The organism is Inquilinus ginsengisoli (assembly GCF_031453975.1).
Taxonomy (GTDB): Bacteria; Pseudomonadota; Alphaproteobacteria; order DSM-16000; family Inquilinaceae; genus Inquilinus; species Inquilinus ginsengisoli_A.
Genome location: NZ_JAVDPW010000003.1, coordinates 22,665 through 40,164, shown reverse-complemented (window position 1 = coordinate 40,164; position 17,500 = coordinate 22,665). Strand labels below are relative to the sequence as shown.

The following is a 17,500-nucleotide window of genomic DNA, read 5'->3' as shown; positions in this document are numbered from 1 at the left end:
TCCACGAGGCGGGCCCATGGATCGGTATGATGTCGCCGTCATCGGCGCCGGGGTGGTGGGATGCGCGGTGGCACGGCGCTTCGCGCTGCGGGGCGCGCGCGTCCTGGTCCTGGAGAAGGGCGCCGACATCCTGTCGGGCGCCAGCAAGGCGAACAGCGCCATCCTCCACACCGGCTTCGACGCGCCGGAGGGCAGCCTGGAGCTCGAATGCATCCAGCGCGGCCATGCTGAATACCTCGCCCTGCGCGCGGAGATGAACCTGCCGCTGCTCGAGACCGGCGCCATCGTGGTGGCCTGGTCCGAGGAGGAGGAGGCGCGGCTGGGGGCGCTGGAGCGGCAGGCCCGTGCCAATGGCGTCGACGACGTCCGCATTCTGCCGGCCGCGGAGATCCGGCGCCTCGAACCCCAGCTTTCGACCCGCGCCCGGGCCGGCCTGCATGTGCCGCGCGAGCATGTCATCGACCCATGGTCGCCGTTCCTGGCCTATGCGACCCAGGTCGTGGCCCAGGGCGGCCGGATGGTGTTCGACGCCGAGGTCACCGCCGGCGCCTTCGACGGCGAGGGCTGGACGCTCGACACCGCCCAAGGGCGGTTCCAGGCGGCCGCCGTGGTCAACTGTGCCGGGCTGTTCGGCGATGTGGTCGACCAGCGCCTGCTGGGCCGCGCCAGCTTCGAGATCCGGCCGCGCAAGGGGCAGTTCGCGGTGTTCGACAAGGCGGCGTCGGCGCTGTTGACCGCGATCATCCTGCCGGTGCCGACCGAGCGCTCGAAGGGCGTCGTGCTGTGCCGCACCATCTTCGGCAACGTCCTGGTCGGCCCGACCGCGGAGGAGCAGGCCGACCGGACCCGCGCCACGGTCACCGAGCCCGAGCTGCGCGCCCTGGTCGCCCGCGCCGCCGAGATCGTGCCGGCGCTGGCCGGCATGCCGGTCACCGCCGCCTATGCCGGGCTGCGGCCGGCGACCGAGGAGAAGCACTACCGCATCCACCAGGACACGGCGCGGCGTTGGATCACGGTCGGCGGCATCCGCTCCACCGGCATGACCGCGGCGCTCGGCATCGCCCAGCATGTCGAGGCACTGTTCGCCAGCGGGCCCGCGGCGACGGCCGCGCCCGCCGCCCCCCGCATGCCCAACCTCGCCGACCATTTGCCGCGCGACTGGCAGCGGCCGGGCTATGACGAGATCGTCTGCCATTGCGAGATGGTGACGAAGCGGGAGATCGAGGCGGCGCTGGCCGGGCCGATGCCGCCGGGCGATTTCGGCGGCCTCAAGCGGCGCACCCGCTGCGCCATGGGCCGCTGCCAGGGCTTCAACTGCCTCGGGCGGCTGACCGAGATCACCGCCGGACGCCTGCCCCACCCGCTGCCGGGGCACCCGCTGTGACCGGCATCGACGTCCTGGTCGTCGGCGCCGGCCCGGCCGGCCTGGCGGCGGCGGTCGCCCTGCGCCAGGCCGGCATCGCCCGGGTGGTGGTGGTCGAGCGCCAGGGCGTCGCCGGCGGCATCCCGCGGCAGTGCGGGCATTCCCCGTTCGGCATGCGCGAATTCGGCCGCATCCTGTCCGGGCGCCGCTATGCCGACCGGCTGGCCGAGGCGGCGCTGGCCGCCGGGGTCGAGCTGCGGCTGCACCATTCGGTGGTCGCGATCGCGGCCGGGCCGGTGGTGACCGTGGCGACGCCGGACGGCCCGGCGACCCTGGCGCCCCGGCGCGTGATCCTGGCGACCGGGATCCGCGAGGCGACGCGGGCCGCGCGGCTGGTGTCCGGCGACCGGCCGCTGGGCATCCTCAACACCGGCACGCTGCAGGACCAGGTGTTCCTGCGCCGGTCCGTGCCCTTCCGGCGGCCGGTCATTATCGGCACCGAGCTGGTGTCGATGTCGGCGGTGCTGACCTGCCTGGGCGCCGGTGCCCGACCCGCGGCGATCATCGAGTCCGGCCCCCGGTCGCTGGCGCGGGCGCCGTTCCGCTGGCTGCCCTACGCCCTGCGCGTGCCGGTGCATCACGGGGCGGAGATCGCCGACATCCGCGGCGGCCGCATCGTCGAGGCCGTGACCCTGCGGCTGCAGGACGGCGAGACCCGCAGCATCGCCTGCGACGGGGTGCTGTTCACCGGGCGCTTCACCCCGGAGGCCGGGGTCGCCCGGATGTCGGGGATCGAGATCGACCCCGCCACCGGCGGGCCGGCGGTCGACACCGCGGGGCGGACCAGCCTGGCCGGGGTGTATGCCGCGGGGAACCTGCTGCGCGGGGTCGAGACCGCCGGCTGGTGCTGGACCGAGGGCCGGGCGGTGGCGCGCTCGGTCGCCGCCGACCTCGCCGGCGATGCCGCCTCGGCCGCGGCGGGGATCCGGATCGAGGCCGGGGACGGCATCCGCCTGCTGATGCCCCAGCGCATCGCCGCCGCCGGCCGCGCCTTCGAGGCGATCCAGCTGCGGCTCGACCGCCCGGTGCGGGGCGAGCTGCGGGTCGAAGCCGACGGGCGGCCTGTGTGGTCGCGGCGGCTGTCCAGCGGGCCGGAACGGCGCATCCTGGTGCCGCTGAAGGCCCTGCCCGCGCCGGCGAAGCGCCTCCGTATCCTCGTTCACCCAGTCTGAGCGCCAGACCATGCGCATCGCCGCCATCGACCAGGGCACCACCTCCACCCGCGTTCTCGTCGCCGACACCGCGGGGCGGGCCGAGGTGGTCCACACCCTGCGCCACGCCGTCACCTACCCCCAGCCGGGGCGGGTCGAGCAGGATGCCGCCGAGCTGCTGGCCAACATCCGCCTGGCCCTGGCCGCCGCCGGCCCGGTCGACGCCATCGGGCTGGCCAACCAGGGCGAGAGCTGCCTGGCCTGGGACGCCGCCAGCGGCGAGGCGCTGTCGCCGGTCATCGTCTGGCAGGACACCCGCACCGGCCCGGCCCTGGCCGAGATGGCGCGGCAGGGCGTGGCCGACGAGGTCGCGGCACGGTCCGGCCTGCCGCTCGACCCCTATTTCTCCGCCGCCAAGCTGGCCTGGATCATCCGGTCGGTGCCCGCCGCGGCCGCGGCGCTGAAGGCCGGGCGGCTGCGGCTGGGCACCACCGACGCCTATTTCCTCGACCGGCTGGCCGGCGCCTTCGCCACCGACCGGGCCACCGCCTCGCGCACCGGGCTGATGAATATCGCGACCGGGGCGTGGGACCCGGAGCTGTGCCGGATGTTCGGCGTGCCGATCGAGTGCCTGCCCGAGATCCGGGCGAACACCGCCGGCTTCGGGCAGATCGGCGGCACCCCGGTCGCCGCTGCGATCGTCGACCAGCAGGCCGCGCTGTACGGCCATGGCTGCCGCCACCCCGGCGAGGCCAAGATCACCTTCGGCACCGGGGCCTTCGCCCTGGCGGTGACCGGCGCGACCCCGCCGCTCACCGCCCTGGCCGCCGGGCTGGTGCCGACCGTGGCCTGGGATCTCGGCGACGGGCCGGTCTACGCCATCGACGGCGGCGTGCAGGATGCCGGCTCGGCGATCGAATGGGCGGTGCGGGCCGGGCTGGCGGACGACATGGCCGACTTCACCGGTTTCGCGTCGCCGCCGGCGGTGGCGCGCGGCCTGGTGTTCGTGCCCGCCTTCTCCGGCCTCGGCTGCCCGCATTGGGACCGCAGCGCCAGCCCGTTGATCCTGGGGCTGCAGCCCGACATGACCCGCATCGACATCCGCCAGGCCCTGCTGGAGGGCATCGCCTTCCTGACCGCCGACATCCTGGCGGCGATCACCGCCCACGCCCCGCTGGCGGCCGAGATCTCGATCGATGGCGGGGTGTCGCGCAGCCCCTATTTCGCGCAGTTCCTGGCCGATTGCTCCGGCATGGCGATCCGGGTCCGCGGCTTCGCCGAGCGCACCGCCTTCGGGGCCGCGGCGCTGGCCGCCCACGCGCTGGGCATGGACCTGCCGGGGCCGGCTGACGCGGGCGTGCTGCACACGCCCCAGGACGACCGCGCCGAGGCCTGGCGCGCCACCTTCGCCCGGGCGCAGGAGCGCTGCCTGGGATGGCGGAGCGCCCCCTGACCCCCGGCCCCGCCAAATTGGCGCCGCCCGCGATCCCGTCTATAAGGGGATTTCTGACCGGATGGTTGATCGGGTGACTGTTCGGCTATCCCGGGGCGGATTGCGACGCGATGAAACCGAAGCAGCGGCAAGACAAGATCGTCGAGGTCCTGCGCGACCGCGAGCGCATCACCGTCGAGGCGCTGGCCGAGCTGTTCGCCGCCTCGCGCGAAACCATCCGCCGCGACCTCAACGACCTCGCGGGCCGCGGCGAGATCCGCAAGGTCCATGGCGGCGCCCTGCTGCATGAGCCGGGCGGCGAAGGCCCCTTCGCCACCCGGCTGACCCAGGCGCGGGCGGAGAAGCGGGCGGTCGGCCGGGCCGCGGCGGCGCTGTTCAGCCCCGGGGATTCGCTGCTGGTCGATGCCGGCACCACCACGCTGGCGTTCGCGGAGGCGCTGGCCCGGCGCAACGGCCTGACCGTGATCACCAACGGCCTGGGGGTGGCGCAGGCGATCGGCCAGGGGCCGGGCGACAACCGCGTCTTCGTGATCGGCGGCGCCTATCGCGAGGAGGTCGGCGAGACGGTCGGCGCGCTGGCGGTGGCCCAGATCGCCGCGTTCAACGCCAGCCATGCGGTGCTGACCGTGGGCGGGCTGGTCGCCGCCGGCGCCTACGACTTCCAGATCGAGGAGGCCGAGATCGCGCGGGCGATGGTGGCGCAGGCCCAGCACGTCACGGTCATCGCCGACGGGTCGAAGCTGAACCGCACCGCTTTGTTCCAGGTGTGCGGGATGGCCGAGATCGACCGCATCGTGGTCGATGTCGCGCCGGACGAGGCCCTGGCCGCCGCTTTGGCCGCCGCCGGCGTCGAGGTCGTGGTCGCCTAGCGAAGCCGAGGGATCGCGGCCTTTCCTTGCACCAAAGAACGACGGCGAGTGCGGCTTCCGGCGTCGACCGCTGCCGCGCCGGCCGCCATAATCCGGACCGAAAACCACAACAGACCGGCTCGGGCGGCCCCCTGGCGCCACGGCGCCGCCGCCCGGCCGGCGCCAGGAGGAGTCCGGAATGCGTGCATCGAAGACCTGCGGCGCGCTCGCCGCCTTGGCCCTGTTCGCCGCCCCTGCCCTGCTGGCCGGCCCGGCGATGGCCCAGGCCGGCCTGACCACGCGCGGCACCAACCTCGAGCCGCTGAAGCTGTCCTCCGGCCTGGCCTTCCCGACCAAGCCCTATGAGCTGGAGGCCGGCAAATACTACCGCTGGACCATCGAGGCCGACGGCACCGCCGAGCTGGGCATCGCAGCACCTGAGTTCTTCCGCAACATCTGGATCAACGAGGTGGTGATCAACAAGGTCGAGGTCCGGCCGCTGGGGCTGGATTCGATCGAGTTCGACGATGCCGGCAAGGCGGTGATCTCCTTCGTGCCGATCCGCGCCGGCACCTTCACCTTCCACGCCCCCGAGACCGACTCCCCCGGCATGAGCGGCACCTTCGTGGTGAAGTAGGAATTGCGTGAGTCCCCCCGCCCCCTGCGCCGCTTTGTCGTCCGTCTTGGTCGGAAGGACGACGGACAGCGGGGGCCGGGACGCGCTAGCATCGCGGATTGAGCCCCAGCCGGCCGCCCGCGGCCACGGAACGCATGACCAGGACCACGGAGCCGCAGCCCCCGCCCGACCTGACCGACCTGACCGCCACCGTCCCCATCCGGCTGGGCCTGGCGGACAAGAACCCGCTGGTGCTGCGCGGCCTGCAGTCGCTGTTCGGCGAGGACCGGCGGTTCGAGCTGACGGTCTCGGCCAGCGACGGCGAGCGCTTCCTCGACGCCGTCTCCCGCTTCGATTTCGACGTCGGCATCATCGGCTGGGTGATGGCCAATGGCGACGGCCGCGCCGTGCTGGAGGCACTGCGATCACAGGAGGCCGCCGCCCGCCCCCTGCCCCGCATCGTGGTCTACACCGGGGCCGACCTGGAGGCGGCGCGCACCGCCATGCGGCTGGGCGCCGCCGGCTTCCTGTCGAAGTCGGAGCCGCCGGAGCGCCTGCTGGACCTGGTGGCCGAGGTGGCGCGCGGCCGCATGATGTTCCCGTTCCTCGACCCCCGCCCGGCCGCCGCCGACCCGCGGGCCGGCCTGACGGCGCGCGAGCGCGAGCTGCTGGAGGGGCTGGCCGAGGGCCTGAGCAACGAGGGCCTGGCCCGCCGCTTCGGCCTGTCGCCGAACACGGTGAAGTTCCACCTGCGCAACCTCTACGAGAAGCTGGGCGCCGCCAACCGGGCCCAGGCCGTCGCCCTGCTGCTGCAGCGCCGGGTGGACTGACCGGCCGGCCGGGCCCGCTACATTTGCAACAAGCTTTAGCGAAACCGAAACCGTCCGGTAGCGGCACCCCCCTAGACCGTGGAGTCTGGATGTCCATGTCCGGCCTGCCCTGCCACGACAAGGGCGCCGGCCACGAAGGGGGTTGAGGGAATGGTGAACTGGAGCCGGGCGATCCCGGCCTATGGGACCTTGCAGGCGAAGTTCGGCGGCAAGGGCCATGTCGGGCGGGAGACCGACCAGGCCGGGGTGATGCGGGCGACCGAGGGCCTCGCCTACCCCGTGGCCTGCATCTGGCTGCCCGCCGCCGGCCGCGGCTACGGCCACGCCTCGGTGTTCATCCAGGAGCCGCAGGGCGAGTTCCCCGAGACCGACACCAGCAGCTACGCCAGCCTGTTCCCGGGCGAGGACACCCGCACCGGGCAGCAGGGCGCGCGCATCGAGCACCTGGCCCCCGGCCGCATGCTGACCGCCGAATTCACCTGCTTCGTCGAGGATTGCGCCGCGGAATCGGGCAAGGAGGGCGTGTTCCGCCTGCCCGACCACATGGTGCCGATGGGCGGGCTGGACATCCTGAGGATGCAGGCGGCGTGGAACGCCATCCGCGACAAGCCGGACGCGCATTACCGGCTGATGCGCAAGAACTGCGCCACCATCGCCGCCCGCGTCATCCGCGCCGGCATGGCGACGAAGCAGCACGTGCTGAGCCCGCTGCTGACCCACAAGGCGTGGTGGACGCCGCATGACGTGCTGCTGCTGGCGCAGGCCTGCCCGAAATCCGACTACGACCGCCGCATCGACGGGCTGGTGACCGCGCTGAAGGGCTGAGCGCCCCCCCGCCCCGACACCCGGCGGGTGCTGTTCAGCCCGGCACCGCCGCGGCTATCATCACTAGGCAGCGGGGGGATGCGGGAATGGTGAGCTTTCGGCAGGTCGGCCGCGGCGTGGTCCGCAGCGTGCGGGCGGTGCGGCGCGAGAACCAGCGCGCGGAGCGCCGGCGCCTGGCCTATGACAAGGCGGCGCAGAAGCAGGCGGCGCTGGAGGCCGCGGCCGAGGCCGCCGGCGAATACGACCGGCTGATCGACTCCCTGACCGGCGCCCATCGCATCGACCTGCAGCGCCGTGACTGGGCCTCGCTCGCCGCCAGCCCCCGGCCGGCCGCGCCGGTGCGGGGCGCGGCGCAGGAGGAGGCGGCGCGGCGGGAGCTGGAGGGCTACCGCCCCGGCTGGTTCGCCCGCACCTTCGGCGGCGCCACCCGGCGGCGGGCGGCGCTGGAAGCGGCGGTGGCGGCGGCGCGGGCGCGCGACGAGGCGGCGTTCCAGGCGCAGGTCGCGGCGGCCGCTTCCCGCACCGCCGAGATCGACCACGCCCAGCGCCTGGTCGACCGCGACCCGGAAACGGTGGTGGACGCGCTGGGCCGCTTCAGCCGGCTGGGCGACCTGCCCTTCGCGGTGGAGGGCATGGATGTGGTGTTCGTCGAGGGCGGCCGGATCGTCGCCATGATCGACGGCCTCGACCTCGAGGACATGCCGGACCGGTCGGTGACGCTGCTGCAATCGGGCAAGGCCTCGGTCAAGCCGCTGTCGAACGCCCGGCTGCTGGAGCTGCACCGCGACGCCATCTGCTCGGCCGCGGTGCGGGTGGCGCTGGAGCTGCTGCAGGCCCTGCCGGTGGACGAGGCCGAGGTGGTGATGCAGGCCGACCTGCTGGACCCCGGCTCGGGCCATATCGGCCCGACGCCGGTGCTGTACCTCAAGGCGACGGCCCAGGCGATCGGCCTGGTGAACCTGCAGCGCGCCGAACCCGCCGCCCTGGTCGAGCGCCTGGGCGGCCATTCCGCCTGGACCGCCCGCCAGGGCTTTCGGGCGATCGACCTCGCGGTGGTGGATGTGCCGGCTTATGAGAGGGGGGAGTGAGCGAACGCTCTGAAGAAGTGAGCCCGGAGAGAATAACTATGCATTCGGCCAATTGGGATGCTCCTGAACTAATCGACCAAAAACTGGTACAAACCCGGCCATCTAGCCAGCTGTCTTATTGCCAACAGCCGGCTGTGTATGTAATTAATTATCAATTAATTTCCATATATTCCGAATCAAACCGATTCCGATCCGCTATCTTCTATACGCTGCGATGGGCTGGTTTGGGTTGGGGTTTTCTCTATTGCTCGCTTCAATTCACCTTTATCAATTTTTGCAGACAGCGGCTTGATTGCCTGTTCGGCTGCATCTAGAAGAATCAGACGATCTTCCTTTCGCCAATGATTCCAATGGACTCTCGTAAGAAAATGTGTCGCGAGATTCATCCTCAGAAAACGAGACGCCGGCAATCTTCGAATAGCTTCGTAAAGTGCCTTTTTCCCTCGCCTGCTTTCTATATCTGTCAGCCACGCGCTATGCAGAATCTGCTCCATCGGGTTGTCAAATTTCGCTTTCTCGACACTTGTTGCCAAAACACGATGTCTTGCGTTTTCGCAGAGATAATCGGTAACTCTCCTAAATGGCTCTGAGAGCAAATTATAATGCATCACATCTGAGACAAGCCCTATTAACCTTCTAATATCGTTAATATTTTCACCTTTCCCACCAACCATTATACCCATTTTTTTAATATTCTCTTCGTCCAAAAGCCTTTCTTTTAATTCTTTGAAGTCCACGGACACCCTGATTTCCGTCCAGTGATGAATAATAGAGCTTCCGAGTATAACTAGTTTTTTTGACAAATCCTGCTTTACATCTGCAGTCAGGTGTTCTGCTCCACAACCCAATAACACTACCCCAATTGTCCAGGATTGCGCCACCTCATCCAATATATCTGAGATATCCAACTTACTCTCAACATCATCGCTCTTTTTAAAATCAGCTTGAACTTGTTTTGTCGCAACTTCTTTTACGTGCTCCGCAACATCTATAACTTTTTGTTTTTCCTTGGTATCACCTCTATTGTTCTGAACATCGTCGATGGCCTTATGCAATCTCCTTTGGAGCGCTTGCATTCGAGAAGGATTATCTAACATCGGCGGATGAATGCGATCAGCCAAAAGAATGTGCTTCTGGCCCTCGGGAATCAGTACCTTATCGATACTTTTCTGCAAATGAGCCAAATATCTTCCAACCACTTCATCAGACGCCCCTATCTCGCTATATAGATCAAATGTCGCGTAGTCAAAATCTTGAGAGCTAAAATCAAAGTAGGAAATTGCGATTTCGGGTTTTTGGCTTAGCTCGCTCGCAAGAAGATAGCTTTCGATAAACGGAAGAGAGAACCGCGCGTTGTCGCTCGCATCAAAATGCAAAATACCTTGATCAACAAACGATTGTATAAATTTCATTGGATTGATGGCAAAATCAAATAACTCAGAGAATTCCTTTGTGAATCCTATTAAATCTGCTTGAGAGAAATTCCGCTTTTCGACATTCGTTTCTATAACTAGCTTACGGAGAAATCTTGATCTCGTTGTTCTGCTGAGAGTGATATCGGAACGATCATCAGCTACGAGGAAAGTCAAGAATCCGTCGACCGCCAGTTGTATGAGCTCGGATCTTCTATTTGCTTGAAGCAGAGCAGAAAGTACCTCTTTAGGAATTCCTGCAAAGTAGGTCGGATGAGCCGATAGGTCAAATTGTTCAAAGGTATCTTGCAATCTTAAAGCAACAACTTCGGCTTCCGATCCCGACATACTAAAGTTTTTTTGTATAAAGTGAGTTATTTCATAAAAAGAGATAGAACATAATTCGAATGTCGCAGCTTTCTGTTCATTTGCGAAATCTGTTATTTCCAATAATTGAGAATCCTCTCTCGTAATAAAAATGAATTTAGCATTACTGACAACACTAATTTCCTTTTTTAGAAAAGCAAATCTCGACTTCGAGGAAACTGGTATATTGTCTACAATATAAATTACCTGTATTCCATCAGTCTGCTCAACGTCTTCGACGGAGTGAGAAGAAAGCGCTCTGAACCCCGCGCTCGGAGCTTTCAAAAATGCCCCATCTATTACGACCGGTAAAGCCTGGTTGCCCCCAATCTCAGTCGTCAACAGGTCGTCTGCGATCACCCAGGGCAAACTATGGTCGGGATAGGTTCGCGGTAGCCGGAGCAAAATTGCCGAATGCGCCTCCAGGGCCTCATCGAGATTGATGGGATTTCCGCGCGCGGCTTCACCCATCGCGTTGTGGCGTTCGATGTGCCGCACTCTTGGAACAGGCAATCTGTACCCCCTTGGCTGAAGCCTAAAGTCAGGGCACAGCTCTCGAAGCTTTTCATCGATAGCAATAGAAGCATCTGAAATGATCTGAGATTTTGATCTTTTATTTTTTGGCATCCCAGTTGTAATACCTTCACTTCCGTCCACTACAACTCTACGTCGATTGTTTAAGAACTCTAGAAACTCTGGATTTTTGATTTGTAGCTTAAGAAAGCTGGCTGCATTCGAAGCAGCTATCTTTCGAATGTTTCCGGAGGTTCCAGCCTCTAATTCATTTTTAAAATCATCTGCGTGATCTGAAATTCCACGGATGGTAATCGCTGGAACACTTTTCGATCTTGCTGCTTCGTATATTCCACCGCTTTCCGTTTCTACAACTAACACTTTCCGATCTATCCTTTTAAGTTTTTTATTGTACTCTTCACTTTTCGTTACGGAAGCACAGGCAATCGTTCCATCTTTAGCCCTGGGCGCGCCAATTTTCTCTTCGCGCGCATTACGACCAACGACCGGCTCAGGGACAAGCAAATTTGCAAATACCTCTCGCTCCTTTTGCCACTGCTCATAGAGTGGCCGCAGATTTTTCTTTTGTCTGATAAAATTTATGGCAGCAACCAACACACGATCAGTCGCATAATGAGTCGGAGAAAATTCGATATTTAACTTTCCACCATCAACATCAGATGCTTTTGCGTTATCCAATACATCAAATATTTTATTACTGTAACAAACATCGCCCAATTTCAAATCATCAGACAGACATCCCCCAATTCCTAAGCAGATCACGATTCCGATATCAAATTCCTCTAGCGCACAAGAGAGGGCGTTTCTTGCATGAGTCTTACCCATATCTTCTTGTTGCACCATTAAAATTTTAATCTGCGAATCGTCACACTCTACGCTATATCTAAATATTTCCCTCTTAGAATAATCATTCTCTAAATTAAATAATTTGGTAAATTCTTCAACCTCTTCTTCAAGAGGAATAATTACCACTATGTCAAAATACTGTCTTTTTGAAAGCGATTCTCCCATCAAATCACCTATCTTTTCGTTCATTTTATTTCCTTTTTGCGACAAAAATTAAATTAATGCTCAACATTCTCTAAAGCAGAACGACCGGAGCCCCATCTGACATTCAGCGTAGAAAAGTAAAGCGAAGAGTGCAGCCAATAAACAGCATATCGCTGCTCACCAAACTTGCGGACGCCTGCGAGCCAGCGGCAACCCAAATGCTGGACGACTCTCATCCTTGATCACATTCCCGGTCAAGCGCCTCGTTTTCCCCACCCATCCGGGTAGCCCCCGTCCCACCCCAAAGATCGCGCCGTCCCACCCGGGCGGGCGTTCCGTCCGCCCTCCCCCTCCGCGATCGTGAGCTGACGGGGAGCGCGAGACTCCCCCGAAAGATCCTGCGGGCCGGCCTTCCGGCCGGACCCCGGGGAACGGGTGGAGATGCGCATGACCAGTGCCGCCATCGCCGAGGACGGATTCCTCTACGCCCTGCGCCGCGTCACCGAGGCGGCCGCCCGCGCCGCCTTCGACTGGATCGGCCGCGGCCGCAAGGACGAGGGCGACGCCGCCGCGGTCGACGCCATGCGCACCGTGCTGAACCATCTCGACATCGACGGCCGCATCGTCATCGGCGAGGGCGAGAAGGACGAGGCGCCGCAGCTGTACAAGGGCGAGCGCCTGGGCCGCGCGCCCGTCAAGGGCGCCGCCGCCCCCCTGGGGGTCGACATCGCGGTCGATCCCGTGGACGGCACCAGCCACCTGGCCAACGGCCAGACCAACGCCCTGGCCGCGGTGGCGATGACGCCGCAGGGCGCCATGTTCGACCCCGGCCCCGCCTTCTACATGGAGAAGTTCGCCGGCCCCCCGGCGGTGCGCGGCCGCATCGACCCGCTGGCCCCCACCCGCGACAAGCTGCGGGTGCTGGCCGGGGCGCTGGGCAAGCCGGTCGCCGAGCTGTCGATCTATGTGCTGGAGAAGCCGCGCCACCGCCGGCTGGTGGAGGAGATCCACGCCGCCGGCGCCCGCGTCGCCCTGTACCCCGCCGGCGACGTGGCCGGGGCCATCGTCGCCGCCATGCCGGGCGGGGCGGTCGACGCCCTGATGGGCACCGGCGGCACCCCCGAGGGCATCCTGGCGGCCTGCGCCATCCGCGCCCTGGGCGGCGAGTTCCTGGGCCGCATCGACCCGCAGCTGGAGCATGAGCGCCAGGCCGTGGCCCGCGCCGGCATGGACACCGCGCGCTGGTGGGGGGTGGAGGAGCTGGTGCGGTCCGACCGCGTCTGGTTCAGCGCCACCGGCATCACCACCGGCCTGTTGTTCGACGGCGTGTCGCGCGGCGGCGGCCACACCCGCACCCAGTCGCTGCTGCTGTCGGCCCCCGACAGCCGGCGCCAGGTGCTGACCAGCTGGGTCGAGACGGCGGGGGCGGGCCGATGAGCGCGCCGCAAAGATTCGTCCTCCCCCTCCCCTTGCGGGAGGGGGCTGGGGGAGGGGTCTGCGCGGGTCCCCGCGCGGCAAGGCCGATCCCCAAGCCCACCGGAGACGGCGGTGCGGACTGCCCCCCTCCCCCTACCCCCTCCCGCAAGGGGAGGGGGAGTGCCGCCCCGGCAGGCCTCTCCGGCCCCGCCATCCGTCACCACCGCAGCCGCCACGCCCTCCTGAGCCGCGCCCGAGGCTCGACCACCTGAGACCCCCGGGAAGGGAGACACCCATGTCGAAACCAGCCTTCGATCGGCCGATCATCCTCGGCATCGTCGGGGACAGCGCCGCCGGCAAGACCACGCTGTCGCGCGGCATCGCCGAGATCCTGGGGCCGCAGCGCTGCACCCTGATCTGCACCGACGACTACCACCGCTACGACCGGCGCGAGCGGGCGGCCAACGGCGTCTCGGCGCTCGACCCCGCCGGCAACTATGTCGACATCCTGGAGCAGCACCTGCAGCTGCTGCGCTCGGGCCAGCCGATCCTGAAGCCGGTCTACAACCACGACCAGGGCACGCTGGACCGGCCGGACTACATCGAGCCGAAGGAGTTCGTGGTGGCCGAGGGGCTGCTCGGCTACGCCACCCGGGCGATGCGCGACTGCTACGACGTCAAGATCTACCTCGACCCGGAGGAGGAGCTGCGGGTGCGCTGGAAGGTGCACCGCGACACCACCAAGCGCGGCTACACCACCGAGCAGGTGCTGGAGTCGCTGAAGAAGCGGGAGTTCGACAGCCCCACCTTCATCCGGCCGCAGCGGCTGTTCGCCGACATCGTCATCCGCTTCCAGCGGCCGCCCGGGGCCAATGCCGCGGCCGGAGCGCCGGAGACCGACCACCGGCTGGACGTCGCCCACATCCTGCGCCCCACCCTGCCGCACCCCAACTTCTCCCGCCTGATCGAGGCGGTGGGCGACGGCAGCGTCGGCTTCGAGCTGACCCGCGACGAGGGCAAGCCGGTCGACGTGCTGGAGATCCGCGGCTCGATCTCCGACCGCCGGGCCGACCGGGTGGAGGAGTATCTGTGGGACCACATCCCCGAGGCCGGCCACCTGCGCGAGGCCATCGGCCGCTACGACGGCGCCGCCGGCCGCGCCATCAGCCACCCCCTCGCCCTCACCCAGCTCCTGGTCGCCTTCCACATGGTCAAGGCGGCGCAAGGGGTGCACGCGGTGTGAGGCCCTTTTTCTAGTCCCCCCTCCCCTTGCGGGAGGGGGCTAGGGGGAGGGGGTTCGGGCAGCAAGGACCGGAACTGGTCCCGGCCATGCTCCGCGCCCCTCGATCGACAACCCCCTCCCCCTACCCCCTCCCGCGGGGGGAGGGGGGACTCGAATAGAGCGGAACTCGACTGAACCCAAGGAGCCCCCGATGTCCCGCATCACCCTGCGCCAGCTGCTCGACCACGCCGCGGAGCATGGCTACGGCGTGCCCGCCTTCAACATCAACAACATGGAGCAGATCCTGGCGATCATGGCGGCGGCCCGGGCGGTCGACGCGCCGGTGATCCTGCAGGCCAGCCGCGGCGCCCGGTCCTATGCCGGCGACCTGATGCTGGCGAAGATGGTCGAGGCGGCGGAGGCCACCCACCCCGCCATCCCGATCTGCCTGCACCAGGACCATGGCAATGACGACGGCACCTGCCTGTCGGCCATCCAGCACGGCTTCACCAGCGTGATGATGGACGGGTCGCTGGAGGCCGACGCCAAGACCCCGGCCAGCTGGGACTACAATGTCGAGATCACCCGCCGGGTCGCCGCCACCGCCCATGCCGTCGGCGTGTCGGTGGAGGGCGAGCTCGGGGTGCTCGGCAGCCTGGAGACGGGCCAGGGCGAGGCCGAGGACGGGCATGGCGCCGAGGGCGCGCTGGGCCACGACCAGCTGCTGACCGACCCGGACCAGGCCGTCGCCTTCGTCCGCGAGACCCGGGTCGACGCGCTGGCCATCGCCATGGGCACCTCGCACGGCGCCTACAAGTTCTCGCGCCGGCCGGACGGCGAGATCCTGGCGATGCATGTGGTCCAGGCGATCCATCAGCGGCTGCCCGAGATCCACCTGGTGATGCACGGCTCCTCCTCCGTCCCCGAGGCGCTGCAGGAGCAGTTCAACCGCTTCGGCGGCGAGATGCCCCGCACCTGGGGCGTGCCGGTCGAGGAGATCCAGCGCGGCATCAGGCACGGCGTGCGCAAGGTCAACATCGACACCGACTGCCGGCTGGCGATGGCGGCCGAGATCCGCCGCGTCGCGGTGGAGAAGCCGGCGGAGTTCGACCCGCGCAAGTTCCTGCAACCCTCGATGGCGGCGCTGGAGGCGCTGTGCCGCGAGCGGTTCGAGCAGTTCGGCACGGCCGGACAGGCCGCGAAGATCACCCCCCTGCCCCTGGCGGAGATGGCGAAGCGCTACCGGTCCGGCGCCCTGGACCCGCGCATCGCCGTCGGCGCGGCGGCCTGAAAGGAGACCACCATGAGCACCGATCTCACCCTTCTCGAACCCCAGGCCCTCGACACCAAGGCCGGCACCGTCACGGGCAAGGAGCGCTACAAGGCCGGGGTGCTGCAATACCGCAAGATGGGCTATTGGGAGCCCGACTACGTGCCCAAGGACACCGACATCCTGGCCCTGTTCCGGATCACGCCGCAGGACGGGGTCGACCCGATCGAGGCGGCGGCGGCGGTGGCGGGCGAAAGCTCGACCGCGACCTGGACCGTGGTGTGGACCGACCGGCTGACCGCCTGCGAGAAGTATCGGGCCAAGGCCTACCGGGTCGACCCGGTGCCGAACCAGCCGGGCCAGTTCTTCGCCTACATCGCCTATGACCTCGACCTGTTCGAGCCGGGGTCGATCGCCAACCTGACCGCGTCGATCATCGGCAACGTCTTCGGCTTCAAGCCGCTGAAGGCGCTGCGGCTGGAGGACATGCGGCTGCCGGTCGCCTATGTGAAGACCTTCGACGGGCCGCCGACCGGCATCGTGGTCGAGCGCGAACGGCTGGACAAGTTCGGCCGCCCCCTGCTCGGCGCCACGGTGAAGCCGAAGCTCGGCCTGTCCGGGCGCAACTACGGCCGGGTGGTGTACGAGGCGCTGAAGGGCGGGCTCGACTTCACCAAGGACGACGAGAACATCAACTCGCAGCCCTTCATGCACTGGCGCGACCGGTTCCTGTACTGCATGGAGGCGGTGAACCGCGCCCAGGCGGTGACCGGCGAGGTCAAGGGCACCTACCTCAACGTCACCGCCGGGACCATGGAGGACATGTACGAGCGGGCGGAGTTCGCCAAGTCGGTCGGCAGCGTCATCGTCATGATCGACCTGGTGATCGGCTACACCGCGATCCAGTCGATGTCGAAATGGGCGCGGCGCAACGACATGATCCTGCACCTGCACCGCGCCGGCCACGGCACCTACACCCGGCAGAAGACGCATGGCGTGTCGTTCCGCGTCATCGCCAAATGGATGCGCCTGGCCGGGGTCGACCACATCCATGCCGGCACCGTGGTCGGCAAGCTGGAGGGCGACCCGGCCACCACCCGCGGCTATTACGACATCCTGCGCGAGGACCACGTGCCGGCGCGGCTGGAGAACGGCGTGTTCTTCGACCAGGACTGGGCCAGCTTGCGCAAGGTGATGCCGGTGGCGTCCGGCGGCATCCATGCCGGCCAGATGCACCAGCTCTTGGACTATCTCGGCGAGGACACGGTGCTGCAGTTCGGCGGCGGCACCATCGGCCACCCCATGGGCATCCAGGCCGGCGCCATCGCCAACCGCGTCGCCCTCGAAGCCATGATCCTGGCCCGCAACGAGGGCCGCGACACAAGGGTCGAGGGGCCGCAGATCCTGGTCGACGCCGCCCGCCACTGCCAGCCGCTGCGCCAGGCGCTGGACGTGTGGAAGGACGTCACCTTCGACTACGCCTCGACCGACACGCCGGACTTCGTGCCCGCCGTCACCGCCAGCTGAGGACACCGCCATGCGCAACACCCAAGGGTGCTTCTCCTTCCTGCCCGACCTGACCGACCGGCAGATTTCCGCCCAGGTGCAGTACTGCATCGACCACGGCTGGGCGGTGAACATCGAGTTCACCGACGACCCCCACCCCCGCAACACCTATTGGGAGATGTGGGATCTGCCGATGTTCGACATCCGCGACGCCGCCGCGGTGATGCACGAGCTGACCTCGTGCCGGAAGGCCCATGGCGGCCGTTACATCCGCATCTCCGGCTTCGACGCCAGCCCCGGCTGGGAATCGGTGCGGATCTCCTTCCTGGTCAACCGCCCGGAGGTGGAACCCAGCTTCGCCCTGGAGCGGCAGGAGGTGGAGGGCCGGACCGTGCGGTACACGACCCGGCTGGTGCTGGCTCAGCCTTAGCTTTCCTTGTCCCCCCTCCCCTTGCGGGAGGGGGTAGGGGGAGGGGGTTGTCGATCACACGCGCCCTCACCCGCCAATCCCTGACCGACCGATCGGTCAATTCTCATTCCGCTCCAACGG

14 protein-coding genes are annotated in these 17,500 nt (G+C 66.5%); 13 read left to right on the top strand and 1 reads right to left on the bottom strand.

The features are described 5' to 3' along the window. The first annotated feature begins 16 nt into the window (after positions 1–16). From E9232_RS07900 to E9232_RS07865, 8 genes are all read left to right on the top strand, one after another. Complete coding sequence (locus E9232_RS07900; protein WP_309793215.1) at positions 17–1,384, top strand: NAD(P)/FAD-dependent oxidoreductase; 1,368 nt, start codon at positions 17–19, stop codon at positions 1,382–1,384. Next, positions 1,381–2,595, top strand: a complete 1,215-nt coding sequence (locus E9232_RS07895; protein WP_309793214.1) for an NAD(P)/FAD-dependent oxidoreductase — start codon at positions 1,381–1,383, stop codon at positions 2,593–2,595. The genes E9232_RS07900 and E9232_RS07895 overlap by 4 nt, the downstream gene beginning before the upstream one ends. A gap of 10 nt (positions 2,596–2,605) precedes the next feature. After that, positions 2,606–4,027, top strand: coding sequence for an FGGY family carbohydrate kinase (locus E9232_RS07890; RefSeq protein ID WP_309793213.1), 1,422 nt, complete (start codon positions 2,606–2,608; stop codon positions 4,025–4,027). Positions 4,028–4,137: 110 nt separating this feature from the next. Beyond that, the gene (locus E9232_RS07885) at positions 4,138–4,896 is read left to right on the top strand and encodes a DeoR/GlpR family DNA-binding transcription regulator (protein WP_309793212.1); all 759 of its coding nucleotides are present in this window, start codon (positions 4,138–4,140) and stop codon (positions 4,894–4,896) included. Between the two features lie 178 nt (positions 4,897–5,074). Beyond that, positions 5,075–5,512, top strand: a complete 438-nt coding sequence (locus E9232_RS07880; RefSeq protein ID WP_309793211.1) for a hypothetical protein — start codon at positions 5,075–5,077, stop codon at positions 5,510–5,512. 134 nt (positions 5,513–5,646) lie between these two features. Continuing rightward, entirely contained in the window at positions 5,647–6,321 is a 675-nt protein-coding gene (locus E9232_RS07875) for a LuxR C-terminal-related transcriptional regulator (RefSeq protein WP_309793210.1), read from the top strand. Between the two features lie 150 nt (positions 6,322–6,471). Further along, a complete protein-coding gene (locus tag E9232_RS07870) occupies positions 6,472–7,146 on the top strand; it encodes a hypothetical protein (RefSeq protein ID WP_309793208.1) in 675 nt (224 codons plus the stop codon). A gap of 86 nt (positions 7,147–7,232) precedes the next feature. Further along, a complete protein-coding gene (locus E9232_RS07865) occupies positions 7,233–8,234 on the top strand; it encodes a hypothetical protein (RefSeq protein WP_309793207.1) in 1,002 nt (333 codons plus the stop codon). A 176-nt stretch (positions 8,235–8,410) separates the two neighbouring features. On the opposite strand, the gene E9232_RS07860 is transcribed toward E9232_RS07865, so the two are convergent. Continuing rightward, positions 8,411–11,581 carry a 5'-methylthioadenosine/S-adenosylhomocysteine nucleosidase family protein gene (locus E9232_RS07860; RefSeq protein ID WP_309793206.1) on the bottom strand — a complete coding sequence of 1,057 codons (3,171 nt, stop codon included), beginning with the start codon at positions 11,579–11,581 and terminating at the stop codon, positions 8,411–8,413. A 402-nt stretch (positions 11,582–11,983) separates the two neighbouring features. Here E9232_RS07860 and glpX point away from each other — a divergent pair, with 402 nt between their 5' ends. The 5 genes from glpX to E9232_RS07835 all read left to right on the top strand — a co-directional run bounded on the left by glpX (position 11,984) and on the right by E9232_RS07835 (position 17,380). Next, a complete protein-coding gene (gene glpX / locus E9232_RS07855; RefSeq protein WP_309793205.1) occupies positions 11,984–12,973 on the top strand; it encodes a class II fructose-bisphosphatase in 990 nt (329 codons plus the stop codon). A gap of 274 nt (positions 12,974–13,247) precedes the next feature. Then, positions 13,248–14,195 (top strand): phosphoribulokinase, encoded by a 948-nt coding sequence (locus tag E9232_RS07850; RefSeq protein WP_309793204.1) that lies wholly within the window; start codon positions 13,248–13,250, stop codon positions 14,193–14,195. Positions 14,196–14,385: 190 nt separating this feature from the next. Next, positions 14,386–15,465 (top strand): class II fructose-bisphosphate aldolase, encoded by a 1,080-nt coding sequence (gene fba, locus E9232_RS07845; protein ID WP_309793202.1) that lies wholly within the window; start codon positions 14,386–14,388, stop codon positions 15,463–15,465. Positions 15,466–15,477: 12 nt separating this feature from the next. Beyond that, a complete protein-coding gene (locus E9232_RS07840) occupies positions 15,478–16,971 on the top strand; it encodes a form I ribulose bisphosphate carboxylase large subunit (protein WP_309793201.1) in 1,494 nt (497 codons plus the stop codon). 10 nt (positions 16,972–16,981) lie between these two features. Then, positions 16,982–17,380 (top strand): ribulose bisphosphate carboxylase small subunit, encoded by a 399-nt coding sequence (locus E9232_RS07835; RefSeq protein WP_309793200.1) that lies wholly within the window; start codon positions 16,982–16,984, stop codon positions 17,378–17,380. Positions 17,381–17,500: the final 120 nt, after the last annotated feature.